The 14,979-nt window shown below is 63.3% G+C and carries 14 protein-coding genes and 4 tRNA genes; 12 read left to right on the top strand and 6 right to left on the bottom strand.

Translation table 11 applies throughout. From position 1 onward, the window contains the following. The first annotated feature begins 173 nt into the window (after positions 1-173). The gene (locus C556_RS22300) at positions 174-1,832 is read left to right on the top strand and encodes a chitinase (protein WP_018748575.1); all 1,659 of its coding nucleotides are present in this window, start codon (positions 174-176) and stop codon (positions 1,830-1,832) included. 72 nt (positions 1,833-1,904) lie between these two features. Here C556_RS22300 and C556_RS0112390 read toward each other — a convergent pair whose 3' ends face one another. Next, positions 1,905-2,111 (bottom strand): hypothetical protein, encoded by a 207-nt coding sequence (locus C556_RS0112390; protein ID WP_157236143.1) that lies wholly within the window; start codon positions 2,109-2,111, stop codon positions 1,905-1,907. Between the two features lie 216 nt (positions 2,112-2,327). Here C556_RS0112390 and C556_RS0112385 point away from each other — a divergent pair, with 216 nt between their 5' ends. From C556_RS0112385 to corA, 5 genes are all read left to right on the top strand, one after another. Continuing rightward, the gene (locus C556_RS0112385) at positions 2,328-2,930 is read left to right on the top strand and encodes a MarC family protein (RefSeq protein ID WP_018748573.1); all 603 of its coding nucleotides are present in this window, start codon (positions 2,328-2,330) and stop codon (positions 2,928-2,930) included. A gap of 108 nt (positions 2,931-3,038) precedes the next feature. After that, on the top strand, positions 3,039-3,695 hold the full coding sequence (rpiA, locus tag C556_RS0112380) for a ribose-5-phosphate isomerase RpiA (protein WP_018748572.1): 657 nt from the start codon (positions 3,039-3,041) through the stop codon (positions 3,693-3,695). A 206-nt stretch (positions 3,696-3,901) separates the two neighbouring features. Continuing rightward, positions 3,902-4,615 (top strand): phosphate signaling complex protein PhoU, encoded by a 714-nt coding sequence (gene phoU / locus C556_RS0112375; RefSeq protein WP_018748571.1) that lies wholly within the window; start codon positions 3,902-3,904, stop codon positions 4,613-4,615. Between the two features lie 128 nt (positions 4,616-4,743). Then, positions 4,744-6,210, top strand: a complete 1,467-nt coding sequence (locus C556_RS0112370; protein WP_018748570.1) for a Ppx/GppA phosphatase family protein — start codon at positions 4,744-4,746, stop codon at positions 6,208-6,210. Beyond that, positions 6,168-7,268 carry a magnesium/cobalt transporter CorA gene (gene corA / locus C556_RS0112365; RefSeq protein WP_157236141.1) on the top strand — a complete coding sequence of 367 codons (1,101 nt, stop codon included), beginning with the start codon at positions 6,168-6,170 and terminating at the stop codon, positions 7,266-7,268. Before C556_RS0112370 ends, corA begins: the two co-directional genes overlap by 43 nt. Here corA and C556_RS23010 read toward each other — a convergent pair. From C556_RS23010 to lgt, 3 genes are all read right to left on the bottom strand, one after another. After that, on the bottom strand, positions 7,221-7,436 hold the full coding sequence (locus tag C556_RS23010) for a hypothetical protein (RefSeq protein WP_157236139.1): 216 nt from the start codon (positions 7,434-7,436) through the stop codon (positions 7,221-7,223). The two genes, corA and C556_RS23010, sit on opposite strands and share 48 nt — an antisense overlap. 76 nt (positions 7,437-7,512) lie before the next feature. Continuing rightward, positions 7,513-8,010, bottom strand: coding sequence for a DUF456 domain-containing protein (locus C556_RS0112355; RefSeq protein WP_018748567.1), 498 nt, complete (start codon positions 8,008-8,010; stop codon positions 7,513-7,515). A 61-nt stretch (positions 8,011-8,071) separates the two neighbouring features. Further along, entirely contained in the window at positions 8,072-8,920 is an 849-nt protein-coding gene (gene lgt / locus C556_RS0112350; RefSeq protein ID WP_018748566.1) for a prolipoprotein diacylglyceryl transferase, read from the bottom strand. Between the two features lie 231 nt (positions 8,921-9,151). Between lgt and ilvD the strand changes: the two genes are divergently transcribed. Next, positions 9,152-11,008 (top strand): dihydroxy-acid dehydratase, encoded by a 1,857-nt coding sequence (ilvD, locus tag C556_RS0112345; protein ID WP_018748565.1) that lies wholly within the window; start codon positions 9,152-9,154, stop codon positions 11,006-11,008. A gap of 83 nt (positions 11,009-11,091) precedes the next feature. Further along, positions 11,092-11,403: an MGMT family protein gene (locus tag C556_RS0112340; RefSeq protein ID WP_018748564.1), complete on the top strand. Its 312-nt coding sequence runs from the start codon at positions 11,092-11,094 to the stop codon at positions 11,401-11,403. Between the two features lie 69 nt (positions 11,404-11,472). On the opposite strand, the gene C556_RS0112335 is transcribed toward C556_RS0112340, so the two are convergent. Both C556_RS0112335 and C556_RS0112330 read right to left on the bottom strand, forming a co-directional pair. Further along, positions 11,473-13,395, bottom strand: a complete 1,923-nt coding sequence (locus C556_RS0112335; protein ID WP_018748563.1) for an Ig-like domain-containing protein — start codon at positions 13,393-13,395, stop codon at positions 11,473-11,475. 330 nt (positions 13,396-13,725) lie between these two features. After that, positions 13,726-13,801: transfer RNA gene (locus C556_RS0112330), tRNA-Phe, on the bottom strand. Between the two features lie 471 nt (positions 13,802-14,272). On the opposite strand from C556_RS0112330, the gene C556_RS0112325 reads away from it, so the two are divergent. From C556_RS0112325 to C556_RS20240, 4 genes are all read left to right on the top strand, one after another. Next, positions 14,273-14,357: transfer RNA gene (locus C556_RS0112325), tRNA-Tyr, on the top strand. Between the two features lie 51 nt (positions 14,358-14,408). Next, positions 14,409-14,482 (top strand) — tRNA-Gly (locus tag C556_RS0112320). A gap of 6 nt (positions 14,483-14,488) precedes the next feature. After that, positions 14,489-14,563 (top strand) — tRNA-Thr (locus C556_RS0112315). Positions 14,564-14,605: 42 nt separating this feature from the next. Further along, positions 14,606-14,979, top strand: a 374-nt coding sequence (locus C556_RS20240) for a GTP-binding protein (RefSeq protein ID WP_018748562.1), incomplete at its 3' end; no start/stop codon positions are given.

The raw sequence follows: 14,979 nt of genomic DNA, 5'->3' as shown, positions 1-14,979 counted from the left end.
CGGCGGTTTTCGCTGGTTGAGCGGGTTGTCTTGGCAAGTATCTGTTTTTTCTAATTTTCCGGCGCTGTGCAGGCGGTTGACATGCCTTACAGTGCGGCGTAAACAGAGAGCGCACGGCGGTGGCGCCAAGCCAACCAGCCGACAAGACGAAAAACCATGGATGGAGGAATCCAATGAACGCACGTTTCACCCCCCGGGTGAGCCGGCTGCTGGCCGCGCTCGTCGTCGCTTGCGGTGTCATGGTGGCGCATGCCGCGCCGGCCTGGCAGGAAGGCAATACCTACAGCGCCGGCACCGTGGTGACCTACAACGGCCACGACTACCAGGCCCTGGTGACCCACACCGCCTACACTGGCGCCAACTGGAATCCCGCGTCCACGCCCACGCTGTGGAAAGACCTGGGCGTGACCAGCGGCACCCCGACGCCGACCCCGACCGTCACGCCCACTCCGACGCCGGTCACCCCCACGCCCACCCCGGTGGTGACCCCGACCCCGGTCGTGACCCCGACGCCGACCCCCGTCGTCACGCCGACCCCGGCACCGACCGCCTGCTATCAGGCCTGGGCCGCCGGCTCGGTCTATAACGGCGGCGCCCGTGTGACCTACAACGGCGTGAACTACGAAGCCAAGTGGTGGACGCAAGGCGACAATCCGGCTCAATCCGGTGACTGGGGCGTGTGGAAGAACCTAGGCAATTGCGGCAGCACCACGCCGACCCCGGTGGTCACGCCGACTCCGACGCCTGTGGTGACGCCGACCCCGACCCCGGTCGTGACCCCCACGCCGACCCCGGTGGTCACGCCGACTCCGACGCCGGTCGTCACTCCGACCCCGACGCCGGTGGTGACCCCCACCCCGACCCCGCCGGGCAACGACGGCCTGCCCAAGCACGCGCTGATCGGCTACTGGCACAACTTCACCAACCCGTCGGGCCCGACCATCCGCATCCGCGACGTGTCGGACGACTGGGACGTGATCATGCTGTCGTTCGGTGAAGACGCCGGCAACGGCAACGTCACCTTCACCCTGGATGCCAATGCCGGGACCGAGGCCGAGTTCATCGCCGACATCGCGGCCAAGCGCGCCAAGGGCAAGAAGGTGGTGCTGTCGCTGGGCGGCCAGGAAGGCCGCATGACGCTGAACACCACCGAGAACGTCAACAACTTCGTCAACAGCCTGTACGGCCTGATCACCAAGTACGGCCTGGACGGTATCGACCTCGACCTGGAAAGCGGCGCGGGCGTGGTGCTCGGCACCCCGATCATCAACAACCTGATCACCGCGATGAAGCAGCTGAAGGCCAAGGTCGGCCCGAGCTTCTACCTGTCGATGGCACCGGAACACCCGTATGTGCAGGGCGGCTACGTGGCTTACTCGGGCATCTGGGGCGCCTACCTGCCGATCATCGACGGTCTGCGTGACGACCTGACCATGATCCACGTCCAGTACTACAACAACGGTGGCCTGTGGACGCCGTATGGTCAGCTGAACGAAGGCACGGTGGATGGTCTGGTCGGCGGCAGCCTGATGCTGATCGAAGGCTTCAAGACTGTCGGCGGCGCTGGCTGGGAGTTCAAGGGCCTGCGTCCGGATCAGGTGGCGTTCGGCGTGCCGAGCGGCCGCAGTTCGGCCAACACCGGCTTCGTGACCACCGACGTGATCACCAAGTCGATGAACTGCCTGACCAAGCTGGTCGATTGCGGCACCGTCAAGCCGAAGCAGGCCTATCCGACCACCCGTGGCGTGATGACCTGGTCGATCAACTGGGACAAGCACGATGGCTACAACTTCTCGGTACCGGTGAAGAACCATCTGAAGACGCTGCCGTAAGCGGGATCGCGGCAATGAAAAACCGGGGCTTCGGCCCCGGTTTTCTTTTGGATGTCATGCCTTCGAAGAAGGTCAGTTGCTGCTCGGTCCACCGCGCATCTGGATGCGTGTCATGACGTTGTCGGGCTTTTCGTCATTGGGCACATTGAGATTGCGGTATTGCGGCGGCGCATTGGCGACGGTGGTGTCGGCGGTGGATAGATCGTCGTCGGCGAAAGCCGGCGTCACGCTCAGCGCAAGCAGGCTGGCAAGCAAGCCGATCGTAGCTGTACGTACCATGATGATCTCCTAGTGGTCCGGGAAAGGACTCCGGTAAGAGGAATTATGAGCGGCGTTGGTTCCAGGATGGACGGCAGCGCCGATCAATGGAAACGCCGCGCGACCGTGTATCGAAACGGGCTGTCAATTGCTCGGCAATTGACCTATTTCAAGGAAATTTGCCGAGCTAGGGTTCGCCCCGATGGCGTCGCGGCGGGGGATGCCTAGCATGCGTGGATGGAATCCACTTCGTTTCTCTCCGCCTTCGTCCTGCTGCTGCTGGTGACCGATCCCTTCGGCAGCCTGCCGATCTTCGTCTCCCAGATGCGCAACGTCGCGCCGCAACGGCGCTCCATCGTGGTGATCCGCGAGATCACCGTGGCGTTCTGCGTGCTGTTCGCCTTCATGCTGTTCGGGCGGCAATTTCTCCAGGTGATGCACCTGTCCGAAACCTCGCTGGGCATCGCCGGTGGGGTGATCCTGTTCCTGATCGCGCTGCGCATGGTGTTCCCGGCCCCCCACGGCAATGGCGCCGACCACCCGGCGGACGAACCGTTCGTAGTCCCGCTGGCGATTCCGCTCATCGCCGGGCCGTCGGCGCTGGCCACGGTGCTGCTGCTGGTGTCGCGCGAGCCGGCGCGGCTGTGGGAATGGGTGGCGGCGCTGGCCCTGACCATGGTGGTCTGCGCGCTGACGCTGGCGTTCGCCGAGAAGATCAGCCACTGGCTGGGAGAGCGGGTGACCACGGCATTCGAGCGGCTGATGGGTCTGGTGCTGACCGCGATCGCGGTACAGATGCTGCTCGACGGCATCCGCGAGTACATCTCCAGCCTGGTTTGAACGCGCGGCGGCCTGGCCGGCCGGTGCCGCTTGATCGCGAGCAGAGGGCGTGCCAAGGTTTGGCTCTACAATCCTCGCCATTTTCCCCATGCGAACCAGGAGCCAACGATGAACCAAGACGAAATGAAGCGCGCCGCGGCCGAAGCCGCCATTGCCCACATCCCCGAAGATTGCATCGTCGGCGTCGGCACCGGCTCGACCGCCAACTACTTCATCGATGCGCTGGCCAGGATCAAGGGCCGGATCGCGGGGGCCGTATCGTCGTCGGAGGCCTCGGTGGCGCGCCTGAAGGGCCACGGCATCGCCGTGCTCGATCTCAACAGTGTCGATACGCTGCCGGTGTACGTGGATGGCGCGGACGAGATCAACCATCAATTGCAGATGATCAAGGGCGGCGGCGCCGCGCTGACGCGCGAGAAGATCGTTGCCGCCGTGGCCGAGCGCTTCGTCTGCATCGCCGACGAGAGCAAGTACGTGTCGGTGCTGGGCCAGTTCCCGCTGCCGGTGGAAGTGATCCCGATGGCGCGCTCGCACGTGGCGCGCGAGCTGGTGAAGCTGGGCGGGCATCCGGCCTACCGCGAAGGCGTGGTCACCGACAACGGCAACGTGATCCTCGATGTGCATGGCCTGCAGATCACCGAGGCCACCAAGCTGGAAACCGAGATCAACCAGATCGTCGGCGTGGTGACCAATGGCATCTTCGCCCGTCGCCGGGCCGACGTGCTGCTGCTGGGTACGCGCGACGGCGTGAAGACCTACCGCTGAGCGGCGCCACAGGGGGCGCGTGGGTGCTCGCCAAGTCCGGTGGGCACCCCTAAACTAGCTCCATCGGCCGGAATCGCTACGGTTCCCACTATCAACTGGCCGACCGCCCATGCTCCCACTGTTTCAAGCGCGCGGCATGGATTTGAAACATTTACGTAACACGGACCTGCTACCTTGCCATGATCAGTAAGCCGGAGAAACGACGCATGTCCGAACATATTTCCAAGCAGTTCGATGCCGAGCTCGAAGCGATCCGCTCGAGCGTCCTGGGCATGGCTGGCTTGGTCGAAGAACAGGTTCGGCTGGCGATGCAGGCGCTCGCCACGGGCGACATGGCCATCATCGAAAAGGTGTTGGAGCAGGAAGAGCGTGTCGACCAGATGCACCTGAACCTGGACGACATGTGCATCCACATGATTGCCCGCCGCCAGCCCGCCGCCAGCGACCTGCGCATGGTGATGACGGTGATCAAGTCGGTCGAGGACCTGGAGCGCATCGGCGACAAGGCCTCGCGCATCTGCCAGCGTGCCAAGAACATCTACGAAGCCGGCAAGCTGCAAGTGCCGCGCTTCGCCGAACTGAACCACATCGCCCAGCAGGCGCTGGACATGCTGTCGCGCGCGCTGGATGCGTTCGCCCGCCTCGACGCGGTGCCGGCGACCGAGGTCAAGCGCGCCGACCAGGTGCTCGACGCCGAGTACCGCGGCCTGCAACGCCAGCTGATCACGGTGATGATGGAAGACCCGCGGTCGATCTCGCTGACGCTGGACATCCTGTGGATCGCCAAGGCCATCGAACGCATCGGCGACCTGGCGGTGAACGTCGCCGAGCAGGTGGTCTATCTGGTCAAGGGCCAGGATGTGCGCCACAAGAGTGTCGAGGAAATGGACCGCGTGGTGACGACGCCGCAAGGCGAGTAAGCGGATTCACGCTGGTACCGGAAAAGGCGGCTTCGGCCGCCTTTTTCATTGCGGGCGATACCCTGCCGTTTGCACAAGCCAGGGGCCGCACGCTAAGGTAGGCGCCATCTTCGCCGACGGACCCCGCCATGCCGGATCACCCCCTGATCGCCGCAGTCGATCTCGGTTCCAACAGCTTTCGTTTGCAGGTGATCCGCGTGGTCAACGGCAACCCCCGCCCGGTGACCACCCTGAAGGAAACGGTACGTCTGGGCGCCGGCCTGGACGGGCAGGGCGTGTTGACCGCATCCGCGCAGGACGAGGCCCTGGCGGCACTGCGGCGCTTCGCCTCGACATTGGCCGGCCTGCCGCCCGATGCGGTGCGGGCGGTGGCGACCAATACCTTCCGGGTGGCGCGCAACGCGCCCGATTTCCTGCCGCGCGCCGAAGCCGCGCTGGGTTTTCCCATCGAAGTCATCGGCGGGCGGGAAGAGGCCCGCTTGATCTACCTGGGGGCCGCGCACAGCCTGCCCTCGTCGCGCGAACGGCGGTTGGTGGTGGACATCGGCGGCGGCTCCACCGAACTGATCGTCGGTCGCCAGTTCACCCCACTTTGCACCGAGAGCGTGCCCTTGGGCAGCGTGTCGTGGAGTCTGCGCTATTTCGACGATGGCAGCCTGACCGAAGCGTGCTTGCGCGAGGCGGAGCTGGCCGCGCGGGCGGCCTTCCAGCCGTTCGAAGTGGCATTCGGGGCGCGACACTGGCAGGCGGCGGTCGGCACTTCGGGCACGGCACGGGCGTTGCTGGACGTGCTGGAGGCCAATGGTTACTCGCAAGGGGGCATCTGTCGCGAGGGCCTGGCCCGGCTGCGCGAGGCGTTGCTGAGCGCGGGCCACATCGACAACGTGAAGCTGGCCGGCATCCGCGAGGATCGGCGCCCGGTGATGGGCGGTGGTTTTGCCATCATGGCGGCCGCGTTCGCGGCATTCGGCATCGAGCGCATGGAGATCACCTTCGGCGCCTTGCGCGATGGCGTGATGTACGACCTGATGGCGCGTCGCCGCGCGGTCGACATCCGTGACCGGACCGTGGCGTCGTTCGCCCGTCGCCATCGCGTCGACGGTGAGCAGGCCGAGCGGGTGGCGCTGTGGGCGGGGCGCCTATTCGAACAACTGGCGCCCGACGAGCCGGGCCTGCGGCGCAGCCTGAGCGACGTGGCGTTGCTGCACGAAGTAGGCTTGAGCATTGCCCAGGCCGATTTCCACAAGCATTCCGCCTACCTGCTGCGCCACGCCGATCTGCCCGGTTTTTCCCAGCCCGAGCAGGAACGCCTGGCGATGCTGGCACTGGCGCAACGCGGGCAACTGGTCGCGCCGGGCGAGCACGACGCGCAATGGGCCGCCTTGCTGGCGTTGCGGCTGGCGGTACTGCTGCACCGCGCCCGCAGCGCATCCCCGCGTCTGCCCAGGCTGGTTCTGTCCCGCCAGGGCATGGGCTATTGCCTGACCATTTCCAACCGCTGGCTGGCGGCGCAGCCGGTGATCCAATTCGCGTTGAACGAGGAAGCCAGCGCATGGCAAAAGGCCGGAAGACCGCTGCACATCCACCCCGTCTGAGACACCATCCACGCGCCGACAAGGCCGGCAGCCCGCCGGGTACGCTGCGCTACGTGGGGCCCGACAACCCGGCGGACACCCTGGCGACGCTGATCGAGTTCGGCCCGGAAGAGGGTGAGTTCTTCGAGACGCGCTTTACCTCGCTGGAGGAAGGCCGGCAGTTCACGCCGCAGCACAAGACCTTCTGGCTGAACCTGCACGGCCTGGGCAATCTGGATCTGCTCAAGTACATCGGCCGGCGCTTCAACCTGCACCCGCTGGTGATGGAGGACATCCTCAACACCGAGCAGCGGCCGAAGGTGGAGGTCTACCCGGGCTACCTGTTCATCATCGCGCGGCTGGTCCACCTGGAAGAAGGGGGCGACCTGGGCAGCGAGCAGATCGCCATCGTGCTCGGCCACAGCTTCGTGCTGACCTTCCAGGAAAAGCCCACCGGCACCTTCAACAGCATCCGCGAAAGCCTGAAGAACGCCCAATCGCAGATCCGCAAGCTGGGGGCGGATTACCTGGTGTATTCGCTGCTGGACAAGCTGGTGGACCGCTACTTCGGCGTGGTGGAAAAGCTCGGCGAACGGATCGAGGAGGTCGACGACGACATCGCCACCGGCCCGGTGCCGGCGCACATGAGCGAGATCCAGAGCCTGCGTCGCGCGCTGCTGTACCTGAAGCGCGGGCTGTGGCCGACGCGCGAGGTGGTCAACGTGATGCAGCGCGACGACCCGGATTTCTTCCACGCGGAAACGCAGCTCTACCTGCGCGATGTCTACGACCACACCGTGCAGCTGATCGAAAGCACCGAGGCGCTGCGCGATCTGGTCGGCAGCCTGCAGGACACCTATCTCGCGTTGCAATCCAACCGGATGAACCTGCAGATGCGCATGCTGACGGCGGTGACCACGATCTTCATGCCGCTGTCGCTGGTGGCGGGGATCTACGGCATGAACTTCGACAACATGCCGGAGTTGCACTGGCGGTGGGGGTACTTCCTGGCGCTGGGGGCGATGGGTGCGCTAGCGGCCGGGTTGATTGGTTACTTCAAGTTGCGACGCTGGTTTTGAGGTCAGCTGCGGCGCATGCGCGCGGCGCTCATCCCCGCTGCGGCGCTCGTAGAGCACCAGGCCATCCTCGGTGATGAACGGGGGTTCGAGGGCTTCCACCTTGCGGCGTTCCTCGCCCCGGTTGACGAAAAACAGCACCTCATCTTCGGGCAGGGGCAAGCTGGACATGAAAGTCTCCTGCTAGAGTTTGTCAACAAATGCTAGCGCAGAGCCGACGAAGAGCGCGAAAGTTTCTACCGAACGGTTACCAGAACCACGCCAGCGCAAACACGCCCAGCATCGCCAGCGCGACCGCCACCTTGGCGATGGCGCCCAGGATCAGGCCGATCCAGGTGGCAACCCCGACCTTGCCGGCCTGCTCCAGGTCGCGGCGGGCGTAGTACTCGCCCAGCGCCGCGCCGACAAAAGGGCCGAGCAGCAGGCCGGGCAGGCCCGCGAAGATGCCGAGCAGCGAACCGAGGATCGATCCCCACAGCGCTTCCTTGCTGGCTCCGTATTTCTTGGCACCCAGCGCGCCGGCCACGTAGTCGAGCACGACCGACAACAGCAACAGGAAACCCAGGATCAGGAAGGGCAGCCAGCCGACCCGCTGGAAGCCGTCGGCCCAGGCGGCGACCAGCATCCCGCCGAAGATCAGGGGCGTGCCGGGCAGCATGGGCAGCAGGGTGCCCAGAAAGCCCACCAGCACCAGAATGGCGGCCAGCAGGTACCAGCCGGTTTGGGGCGTCATCAATTCAGTCATGGCGGATCCGTTGAGCGGGCATGACCGAATGAGCCGGATGACGCGGTGAAGTTCCGGGGGGTCAGCGCGAGCGCGAACTCCACCACAGCATGTGCGCGCCGATCAGGATCATCGGCAGCGACAGCCATTGCCCCATCGACAGGTTCATCGCCAGCAGGCCGAGGAAGTCGTCGGGCTCGCGGGCGAATTCGGCGATGAAGCGGAACAGGCCGTAGCCCAGCAGGAACAGCGCCGAGACCTGGCCGGTCTTGCGCGGCTTGGCGGAATACCACCACAGGATGCTGAACAGCACCACGCCTTCCAGCGCGAACTGGTACAACTGGGAGGGATGGCGCGGCAGCATGCCGTACTGGAACAGCCACTCCTGCCATTGCGGATTGGTCGCCGCCAGGCTGGCATCGGCCGAGCGTGCTTGCGGGAAGCCCATCGCCCACGGTGCGTCGATGCTGGTGACCCGGCCCCACAATTCGCCGTTGATGAAGTTGCCCAGGCGACCGAAGGCCAGCCCCAGCGGCACCAGCGGGGCGACCAGATCCGACACCTGGAAGAAGCTACGTCCGGTCTTGCGACCGAACAGCCACAGCGCGACCAGCACACCGAGGAAGCCCCCGTGGAAGGCCATGCCGCCTTCCCACACCTTGATGATGTCGATCGGGTGATGCAGGTAGAAATCGGGCTTGTAGAACAGCACGTAGCCGAGGCGGCCGCCGACGATCACGCCGAGCACGCCATAGAAGAGCAGGTCGTCCAGATCCTGCACCTGCCAGCCCGCGGGATTGCCGCGCTTGATGCGCCAGCGCCCCAGGCCCAGGAACAGCAGAAAGCCCAGCAGATACATCAATCCATACCAATGCACCGACACGGGGCCAAGCGAAAAGGCGATGGGGTCGAATTGCGGATGGACGAGCATGGGAGGGGGCTTTCCGATAAAATCGCCGCATTATACCTGCTTCGCAAGCAACCCTTGGCTATCAGCTGGCGATCCTCCCCGGCCACTGGCGCCCAGCCCGGCGCCGCCGGAAAATGGGCTATCGCATCAAGTGCTTGCACAGGTATATATGAAGATCCCGCGTCGTGGCGGCCCCGTGGCCGGCGCGCCGTGGCGAGACTTTGAACCGGCTTCTCCCAAGGATTTGTTGTCATGCCCGCCTATCGTTCCCGCACTTCCACCCATGGCCGCAACATGGCCGGCGCACGTGCCCTGTGGCGTGCCACCGGCATGAAGGAAGGCGATTTCGGCAAGCCGATCATCGCCATCGCCAACTCGTTCACCCAGTTCGTACCGGGTCACGTCCACCTGCACAACCTGGGGCAACTGGTCGCCCGCGAGATCGAGAAGGCTGGCGGCATCGCCAAGGAATTCAACACCATCGCGGTGGACGACGGCATTGCCATGGGCCATGGCGGCATGCTGTACAGCCTGCCATCGCGCGACCTGATCGCCGACTCGGTGGAATACATGGTCAATGCCCACTGTGCCGACGCGCTGGTGTGCATCTCCAACTGCGACAAGATCACCCCGGGGATGCTGATGGCCGCGCTGCGGCTCAACATTCCGGTGATCTTCGTCTCCGGCGGCCCGATGGAGGCCGGCAAGGTCAACTGGCGTGGCGAGGAACGCCATCTCGATCTGGTGGATGCCATGGTCGAGGCCGCCAATCCGAACGTCTCGGACGAGGAAGTGGCCGAGGTGGAGCGCAGCGCCTGTCCCACTTGCGGCTCGTGCTCCGGCATGTTCACCGCCAACTCGATGAACTGCCTGACCGAGGCGCTGGGCCTGTCGCTGCCGGGCAATGGCTCGCTGGTGGCTACCCACGCCGACCGCAAGCAACTGTTCCTGCAGGCCGGTCGCACCATCGTCGAGCTGGCCCGCCGTTACTACGAGCAGAACGACGAATCCGCGTTGCCGCGTTCCATCGCGACCTTCGAAGCATTCGAGAACGCCATCGCGCTCGATATCGCCATGGGCGGTTCGACCAATACCGTGCTGCACCTGCTGGCTGCGGCCAACGAAGCGGGCGTCGATTTCAAGATGACCGACATCGACCGCATGAGCCGCAAGGTGCCGTGTCTGGCCAAGGTGGCGCCGGCCACCGCCAAGTACCACATGGAAGACGTGCACCGCGCCGGTGGCGTGATCGCCATCCTGGCCGAATTGTCCCGCGCCGGACTGCTCCATCGCGACAACCCGACGGTTCACAGCGCCACGCTCGGTGAGGCGCTGGACAAGTGGGACATCATGCAGCACCAGCCGGACAGCGTGGCACACCATTTCTATCGCGCAGCGCCCGGTGGCATCCCCACCACCATCGCCTTCTCGCAATCGATGCGCTACCCGGATCTGGACCAGGACCGCGCCGAGGGCTGCATTCGCGACAAGGCCCATGCCTACAGCCAGGACGGCGGCTTGGCCGTGCTGTACGGCAATATCGCCGAGCGCGGCTGCATCGTGAAGACGGCCGGTGTCGACGAAAGCATCCTCAAGTTCACCGGTCGTGCCCGCATCTTCGAAAGTCAGGACGCGGCGGTGGAAAGCATCCTGGCCGACCAGATCGTCGCGGGCGACCTGGTACTGATCCGCTACGAAGGCCCGAAGGGGGGGCCCGGCATGCAGGAGATGCTGTATCCCACCAGCTATTTGAAGTCCAAGGGCCTGGGCAAGGCCTGCGCGCTGCTGACCGACGGCCGCTTCTCCGGTGGCACGTCGGGCCTGTCCATCGGCCACGTCTCGCCCGAGGCGGCGGAAGGCGGCGCCATCGGTCTGGTGGAAGAGGGCGATATCATCCAGATCGACATCCCCAACCGCACCATCGAATTGCAGGTGAGCAGCGAAGTACTGGCCGAGCGCCGCCGCAAGATGGAAGCCAAGGTCGGCGACGCCTGGAAGCCGCTCAACCGCGAGCGCTATGTGTCTCCGGCGTTGCGCGCTTATGCCGCGATGACCACCAGTTCCGACACCGGCGCAGTGCGCGATGTGTCGCAGGTGGAGCGCAAGTAATTAAATAGATTGGTGCGCTTGTCATTGAACTGAAACGGGACGGCATTGCCGTCCCGTTTTGCTTGTCCGGAAGGAGTTCTCAAATGAAGTCGAACAGCGCCGGCATCCGCCAGGCCATCCGCGCCGTCGTGGCCCGCATTCCCCGTGGTTGCGTCTGCACCTACGGCACCGTCGCGCGGCTGGCTGGTTATCCGCGACATGCCCGCTTGGTGGGGCGCTGCCTGGACGACACACTGCCGTGGCAGCGAGTGGTAAACCATCAGGGACGGATCAGTCCGCGTGGGTTGGATGGGAATGATGATTTGCAGCGTTTTTTGCTGGAAGCGGAGGGGGTGGTGTTTGGCGAGAAGGGCCGAATCGACTTGGCGCGATATGGGTGGGATGGTTCGCCGTAATTGGAAGATGCCAAGTCAAAAAAAGCCCCTGCATATGCAGGGGCTTTTAGCTGAAACCGAGAAACTGCTTTAGTTCAGGTTATAGGACAGCGGAAACGAAGTCTCCAGCGTAGAGCCGCCATCGTGATCAGGAGCGCTGACCTTGACGACCAACGTGCCGGTGCTGGCTGCGCAGCCGGAACTCGGCGGTGCCAAAGCCAGCGTGAATACCGTCAGCCCAGGAATCCTGGCATTCAGCGCCGGAGCGGCGCTAAGGACGGTGTGGCTGCCACCGAAGGCAATTGTGACGCCGTCCGAATTTGCTGCCTTGCTGATCTGGACCTGGGTGTCTGCGGGTAATACGTTGCCCTTGAAGTCCGGAATGTAGAGGCCGATCGTCTGAGGGCCGCCCGAGCACGACAGGTTGATCCCTGCCAGATTGGCATAGGGAGCCATTGCAGCAACCGGTACCGGGGTCGCCGGGTGGTCGGAGGAAAAGATGAAAGTAGCCTGCTGGAACACATTCAAGCTCTTGACGCTCGAGCAACCTGCAAAACTGGAAGCGCACAGCGAACCGTTGAACTTGCCGTCCGGCCCGTTGTAAGTACCGTCGTTGTTGAAGTCGACCAGTTGATCCACGCCTTGGGTGAACATGCCGTCTTCGTCCACATCGATGAAGGCTTCGCCTTGATCGCTGGAATGGCCATTGATGTCGACGAGTTCGTTTGCCTGATCGGCGACGATGTTGTTGTTCTTATCGACGAAGCTTTCTTCACCGATGGCGTAGGCCACGATGTGAACTCGACCATTGGCCGGGCGCGGGTTTTGACTGCTCAGCGTAATCGAGCACTGGCTATTGGTGGTGGTGCAACTGCCTTGAGTGCCATTGCCGATCCGGCCGCCATCGGTAATGAAGTTGATGGCAGTGCCGTCCGGGATCGGATTGTTGAAGTGGTCGGCGAGGCGGATGGTGATCGCGCTGGTCGCGCCGTCATAGCCCCAGGCATTGATGTTGTAGCGCTCCGCAGACAGGGACATGCTGTCCTGATCGGGGAAGCCGGTACTAATCGAAAGCAGTGAGGACTGAGAGGACAGTGCACCAGAAGTCGCGATGACACGCACCGGCGTGGGCTGGTTGCCTGCCTCGACGGTCGCGGAAACCAAGCCGTTACTGTCGGTGATCGCGGTAACCTGGCCTTGACCGTTGGCGTTGGCGAGCTTGACCCCACCCACCTGAACATCGAGGGTGAAGACAATGGGTTGGCCAGCGATGCCCTGATTGTTGTTATCCACCAGCTTGAACTGAACTTGCGCAGTCTCAGGGCGGCTCGCCGAGCCATAGCCCTTCAGGGTGATGATGCCGTTGGCAGGGGTCAGAGCCTGGAATTGCAAGGAGCTCGCTGCGGGGGGCGCCACGCTGATCGATACCGACTTGCTGACCCCGGCAGTGGTGGCGGTGATGGTGTCTTGGCCCGAGCAGCCTTTATCGGTGTAGGACACCCGCGCAACGCCACTGCTGTCGGTCAGCGCGGAGCCATCGACCACTGCCTTGGGGGTTGAGCCGCCTGCGCACACCGAGGTGAACGAAACCACTTGATTGGCTACGGGTGTCCCGTCGGTCAGAAGGATGGAGGCGGTGACGGCAGTCGTCGCATAGGCGCCGATTGCAGCGTTGCCGACGGTAAGTGAACTGATCTGCAGGGCAGACGCGCCGATCTCGTAAACCATGGAACCGCTGGCTGTGACCTTGGTATCGCCCACGGAGTAGGTCGCGGTGGCGACCAGGGTGCCGACCTGACTGCTCGCAGCAATGCTGGCTACCGACAAAGTCGTGCTTGCCTTGCCACTGGCATCCGAGATACGACTTTTGGGTTGGGCCAAGGCCAGTGAGTCGTCGGTCGAGAAGGCCACCACCGCGCCAGGGACGGGATTGTTTTCCGCGTCGAGGACGGTGGCTGTGATAGTGGCTGGAGCGCTAAGGCTCAAGGCGGCTTGGCTGGGGGAGATCACCACGCGAGCTTGCTGAGCGGATGCTGGAGGCTGGGTCGGGCCGGGGCCCCCGCTATCTCCTTCGGCCGAACCGTTACATCCGGCTAAAAGAGCGAGAACGCCGACAGTTGCAACGCTGCTTATCCAGCGTCGCCAAGTTATATATTTGTGCGCCATACAATGAATCCTATGCGTCAGATTTAATGCGAATATTTCTTACAAAAGTTATCGAGCGAGGCGCTCGACATTAAACCTGAGTGCGCAAGGAAACACCACATCGGTGTTGAGGATGTGTGGAAGGAAAGACGCAAACGCAAAAAAGCCGAATGCTATTGCATTCGGCTTTCGAAATCTTGGTGGCCAGTCGCGGAATCGAACCACGGACACGCGGATTTTCAATCCGCTGCTCTACCAACTGAGCTAACTGGCCGCTGAAGAGAGGCGCATTAAACACTGCCGGGATTGGGGTGTCAACGACTTTCTGCAAAAACATGCTGGCGGGCTTGAACGCGCAGGCTTGGTGCGCGAAGCGCCATGGCGAGCGTCGTCTATGGTTTGCTCCCAAGGTGGCGCCACCTTCAAGCCGGGTGGGCTCGTGGTGGTTGCAATATGGAGTATTGGAGGCTGGTTGCTGGGGGCGTCTTATTGGGGTGCCATGAAAAGTGGCGTGGCGGCCGATGTGTCGTCAGCGGTAGGTACGAGGCTTGTACATTGTTTGGCGATGGTTGCGCCCCACGCCTGGGTCGCTGAGGAGCTTCTCAACGTATGAATCGATGGCTTTTGAGATCGACGAAATACTGAATTTCCTTTCAGATCAGGCGAGTGTCCATTTTCTTGGGGTTTGGGCTGCAAAAGCGTTTGACACACTGAAGGGCCTTACCCATAATGCCGGTCTCTTGCAGGAGGGGTTCCCGAGCGGTCAAAGGGATCAGACTGTAAATCTGACGGCACTGCCTTCGAAGGTTCGAATCCTTCCCCCTCCACCAAATGCTGCTTCGCGGTGTGAAGTCTGCGTTACTGCTAGTGGAGCTGATCCTGCGGGTGTAGCTCAATGGTAGAGCAGAAGCCTTCCAAGCTTATGACGAGGGTTCGATTCCCTTCACCCGCTCCAAGACGCGCCGATGTAGCTCAGGGGTAGAGCACTCCCTTGGTAAGGGAGAGGTCATGGGTTCAATTCCCATCATCGGCTCCATTTTTACGCTGGCATATTTCAGGTTCTCGAGAAGGAAATATCATGGCAAAGGAAAAGTTCACGCGGACGAAGCCGCACGTAAACGTTGGCACGATTGGCCACGTTGACCACGGCAAGACCACGCTGACCGCTGCGATCACCACCATCCTGTCGAAGAAGTTCGGCGGCGAAGCCAAGGGCTACGACCAGATCGACAGCGCGCCGGAAGAAAAGGCCCGCGGTATCACCATCAACACCGCGCACGTCGAATACGAAACCGAAACCCGCCACTACGCGCACGTCGATTGCCCGGGCCACGCCGACTATGTGAAGAACATGATTACCGGCGCCGCGCAAATGGACGGCGCCATCCTGGTGTGCTCGGCCGCTGACGGCCCCATGCCGCAAACTCGCGAACACATCCTGCTGGCCCGCCA

It is taken from the genome of Chitiniphilus shinanonensis DSM 23277 (assembly GCF_000374805.1).
In the GTDB taxonomy this organism is placed as follows: Bacteria; Pseudomonadota; Gammaproteobacteria; order Burkholderiales; family Chitinibacteraceae; genus Chitiniphilus; species Chitiniphilus shinanonensis.
Note: the sequence above shows the minus strand (reverse complement) of the source record. Positions and strands in the feature narration are given on the sequence as shown.

Coding starts and splice junctions, on each gene's coding strand:
- C556_RS23010 (WP_157236139.1), bottom strand. CDS start 7,436: ATGTCCAGCTTGCCCCTGCCCGAAGATGAGGTGCTGTTTTTCGTCAAC.
- lgt (WP_018748566.1), bottom strand. CDS start 8,920: ATGCTCGTCCATCCGCAATTCGACCCCATCGCCTTTTCGCTTGGCCCC.
- corA (WP_157236141.1), top strand. CDS start 6,168: ATGGCAAAAGGCCGGAAGACCGCTGCACATCCACCCCGTCTGAGACAC.
- ilvD (WP_018748565.1), top strand. CDS start 9,152: ATGCCCGCCTATCGTTCCCGCACTTCCACCCATGGCCGCAACATGGCC.
- C556_RS0112340 (WP_018748564.1), top strand. CDS start 11,092: ATGAAGTCGAACAGCGCCGGCATCCGCCAGGCCATCCGCGCCGTCGTG.
- rpiA (WP_018748572.1), top strand. CDS start 3,039: ATGAACCAAGACGAAATGAAGCGCGCCGCGGCCGAAGCCGCCATTGCC.
- C556_RS0112355 (WP_018748567.1), bottom strand. CDS start 8,010: ATGACTGAATTGATGACGCCCCAAACCGGCTGGTACCTGCTGGCCGCC.
- C556_RS0112390 (WP_157236143.1), bottom strand. CDS start 2,111: ATGGTACGTACAGCTACGATCGGCTTGCTTGCCAGCCTGCTTGCGCTG.
- phoU (WP_018748571.1), top strand. CDS start 3,902: ATGTCCGAACATATTTCCAAGCAGTTCGATGCCGAGCTCGAAGCGATC.
- C556_RS22300 (WP_018748575.1), top strand. CDS start 174: ATGAACGCACGTTTCACCCCCCGGGTGAGCCGGCTGCTGGCCGCGCTC.
- C556_RS0112370 (WP_018748570.1), top strand. CDS start 4,744: ATGCCGGATCACCCCCTGATCGCCGCAGTCGATCTCGGTTCCAACAGC.
- C556_RS0112385 (WP_018748573.1), top strand. CDS start 2,328: ATGGAATCCACTTCGTTTCTCTCCGCCTTCGTCCTGCTGCTGCTGGTG.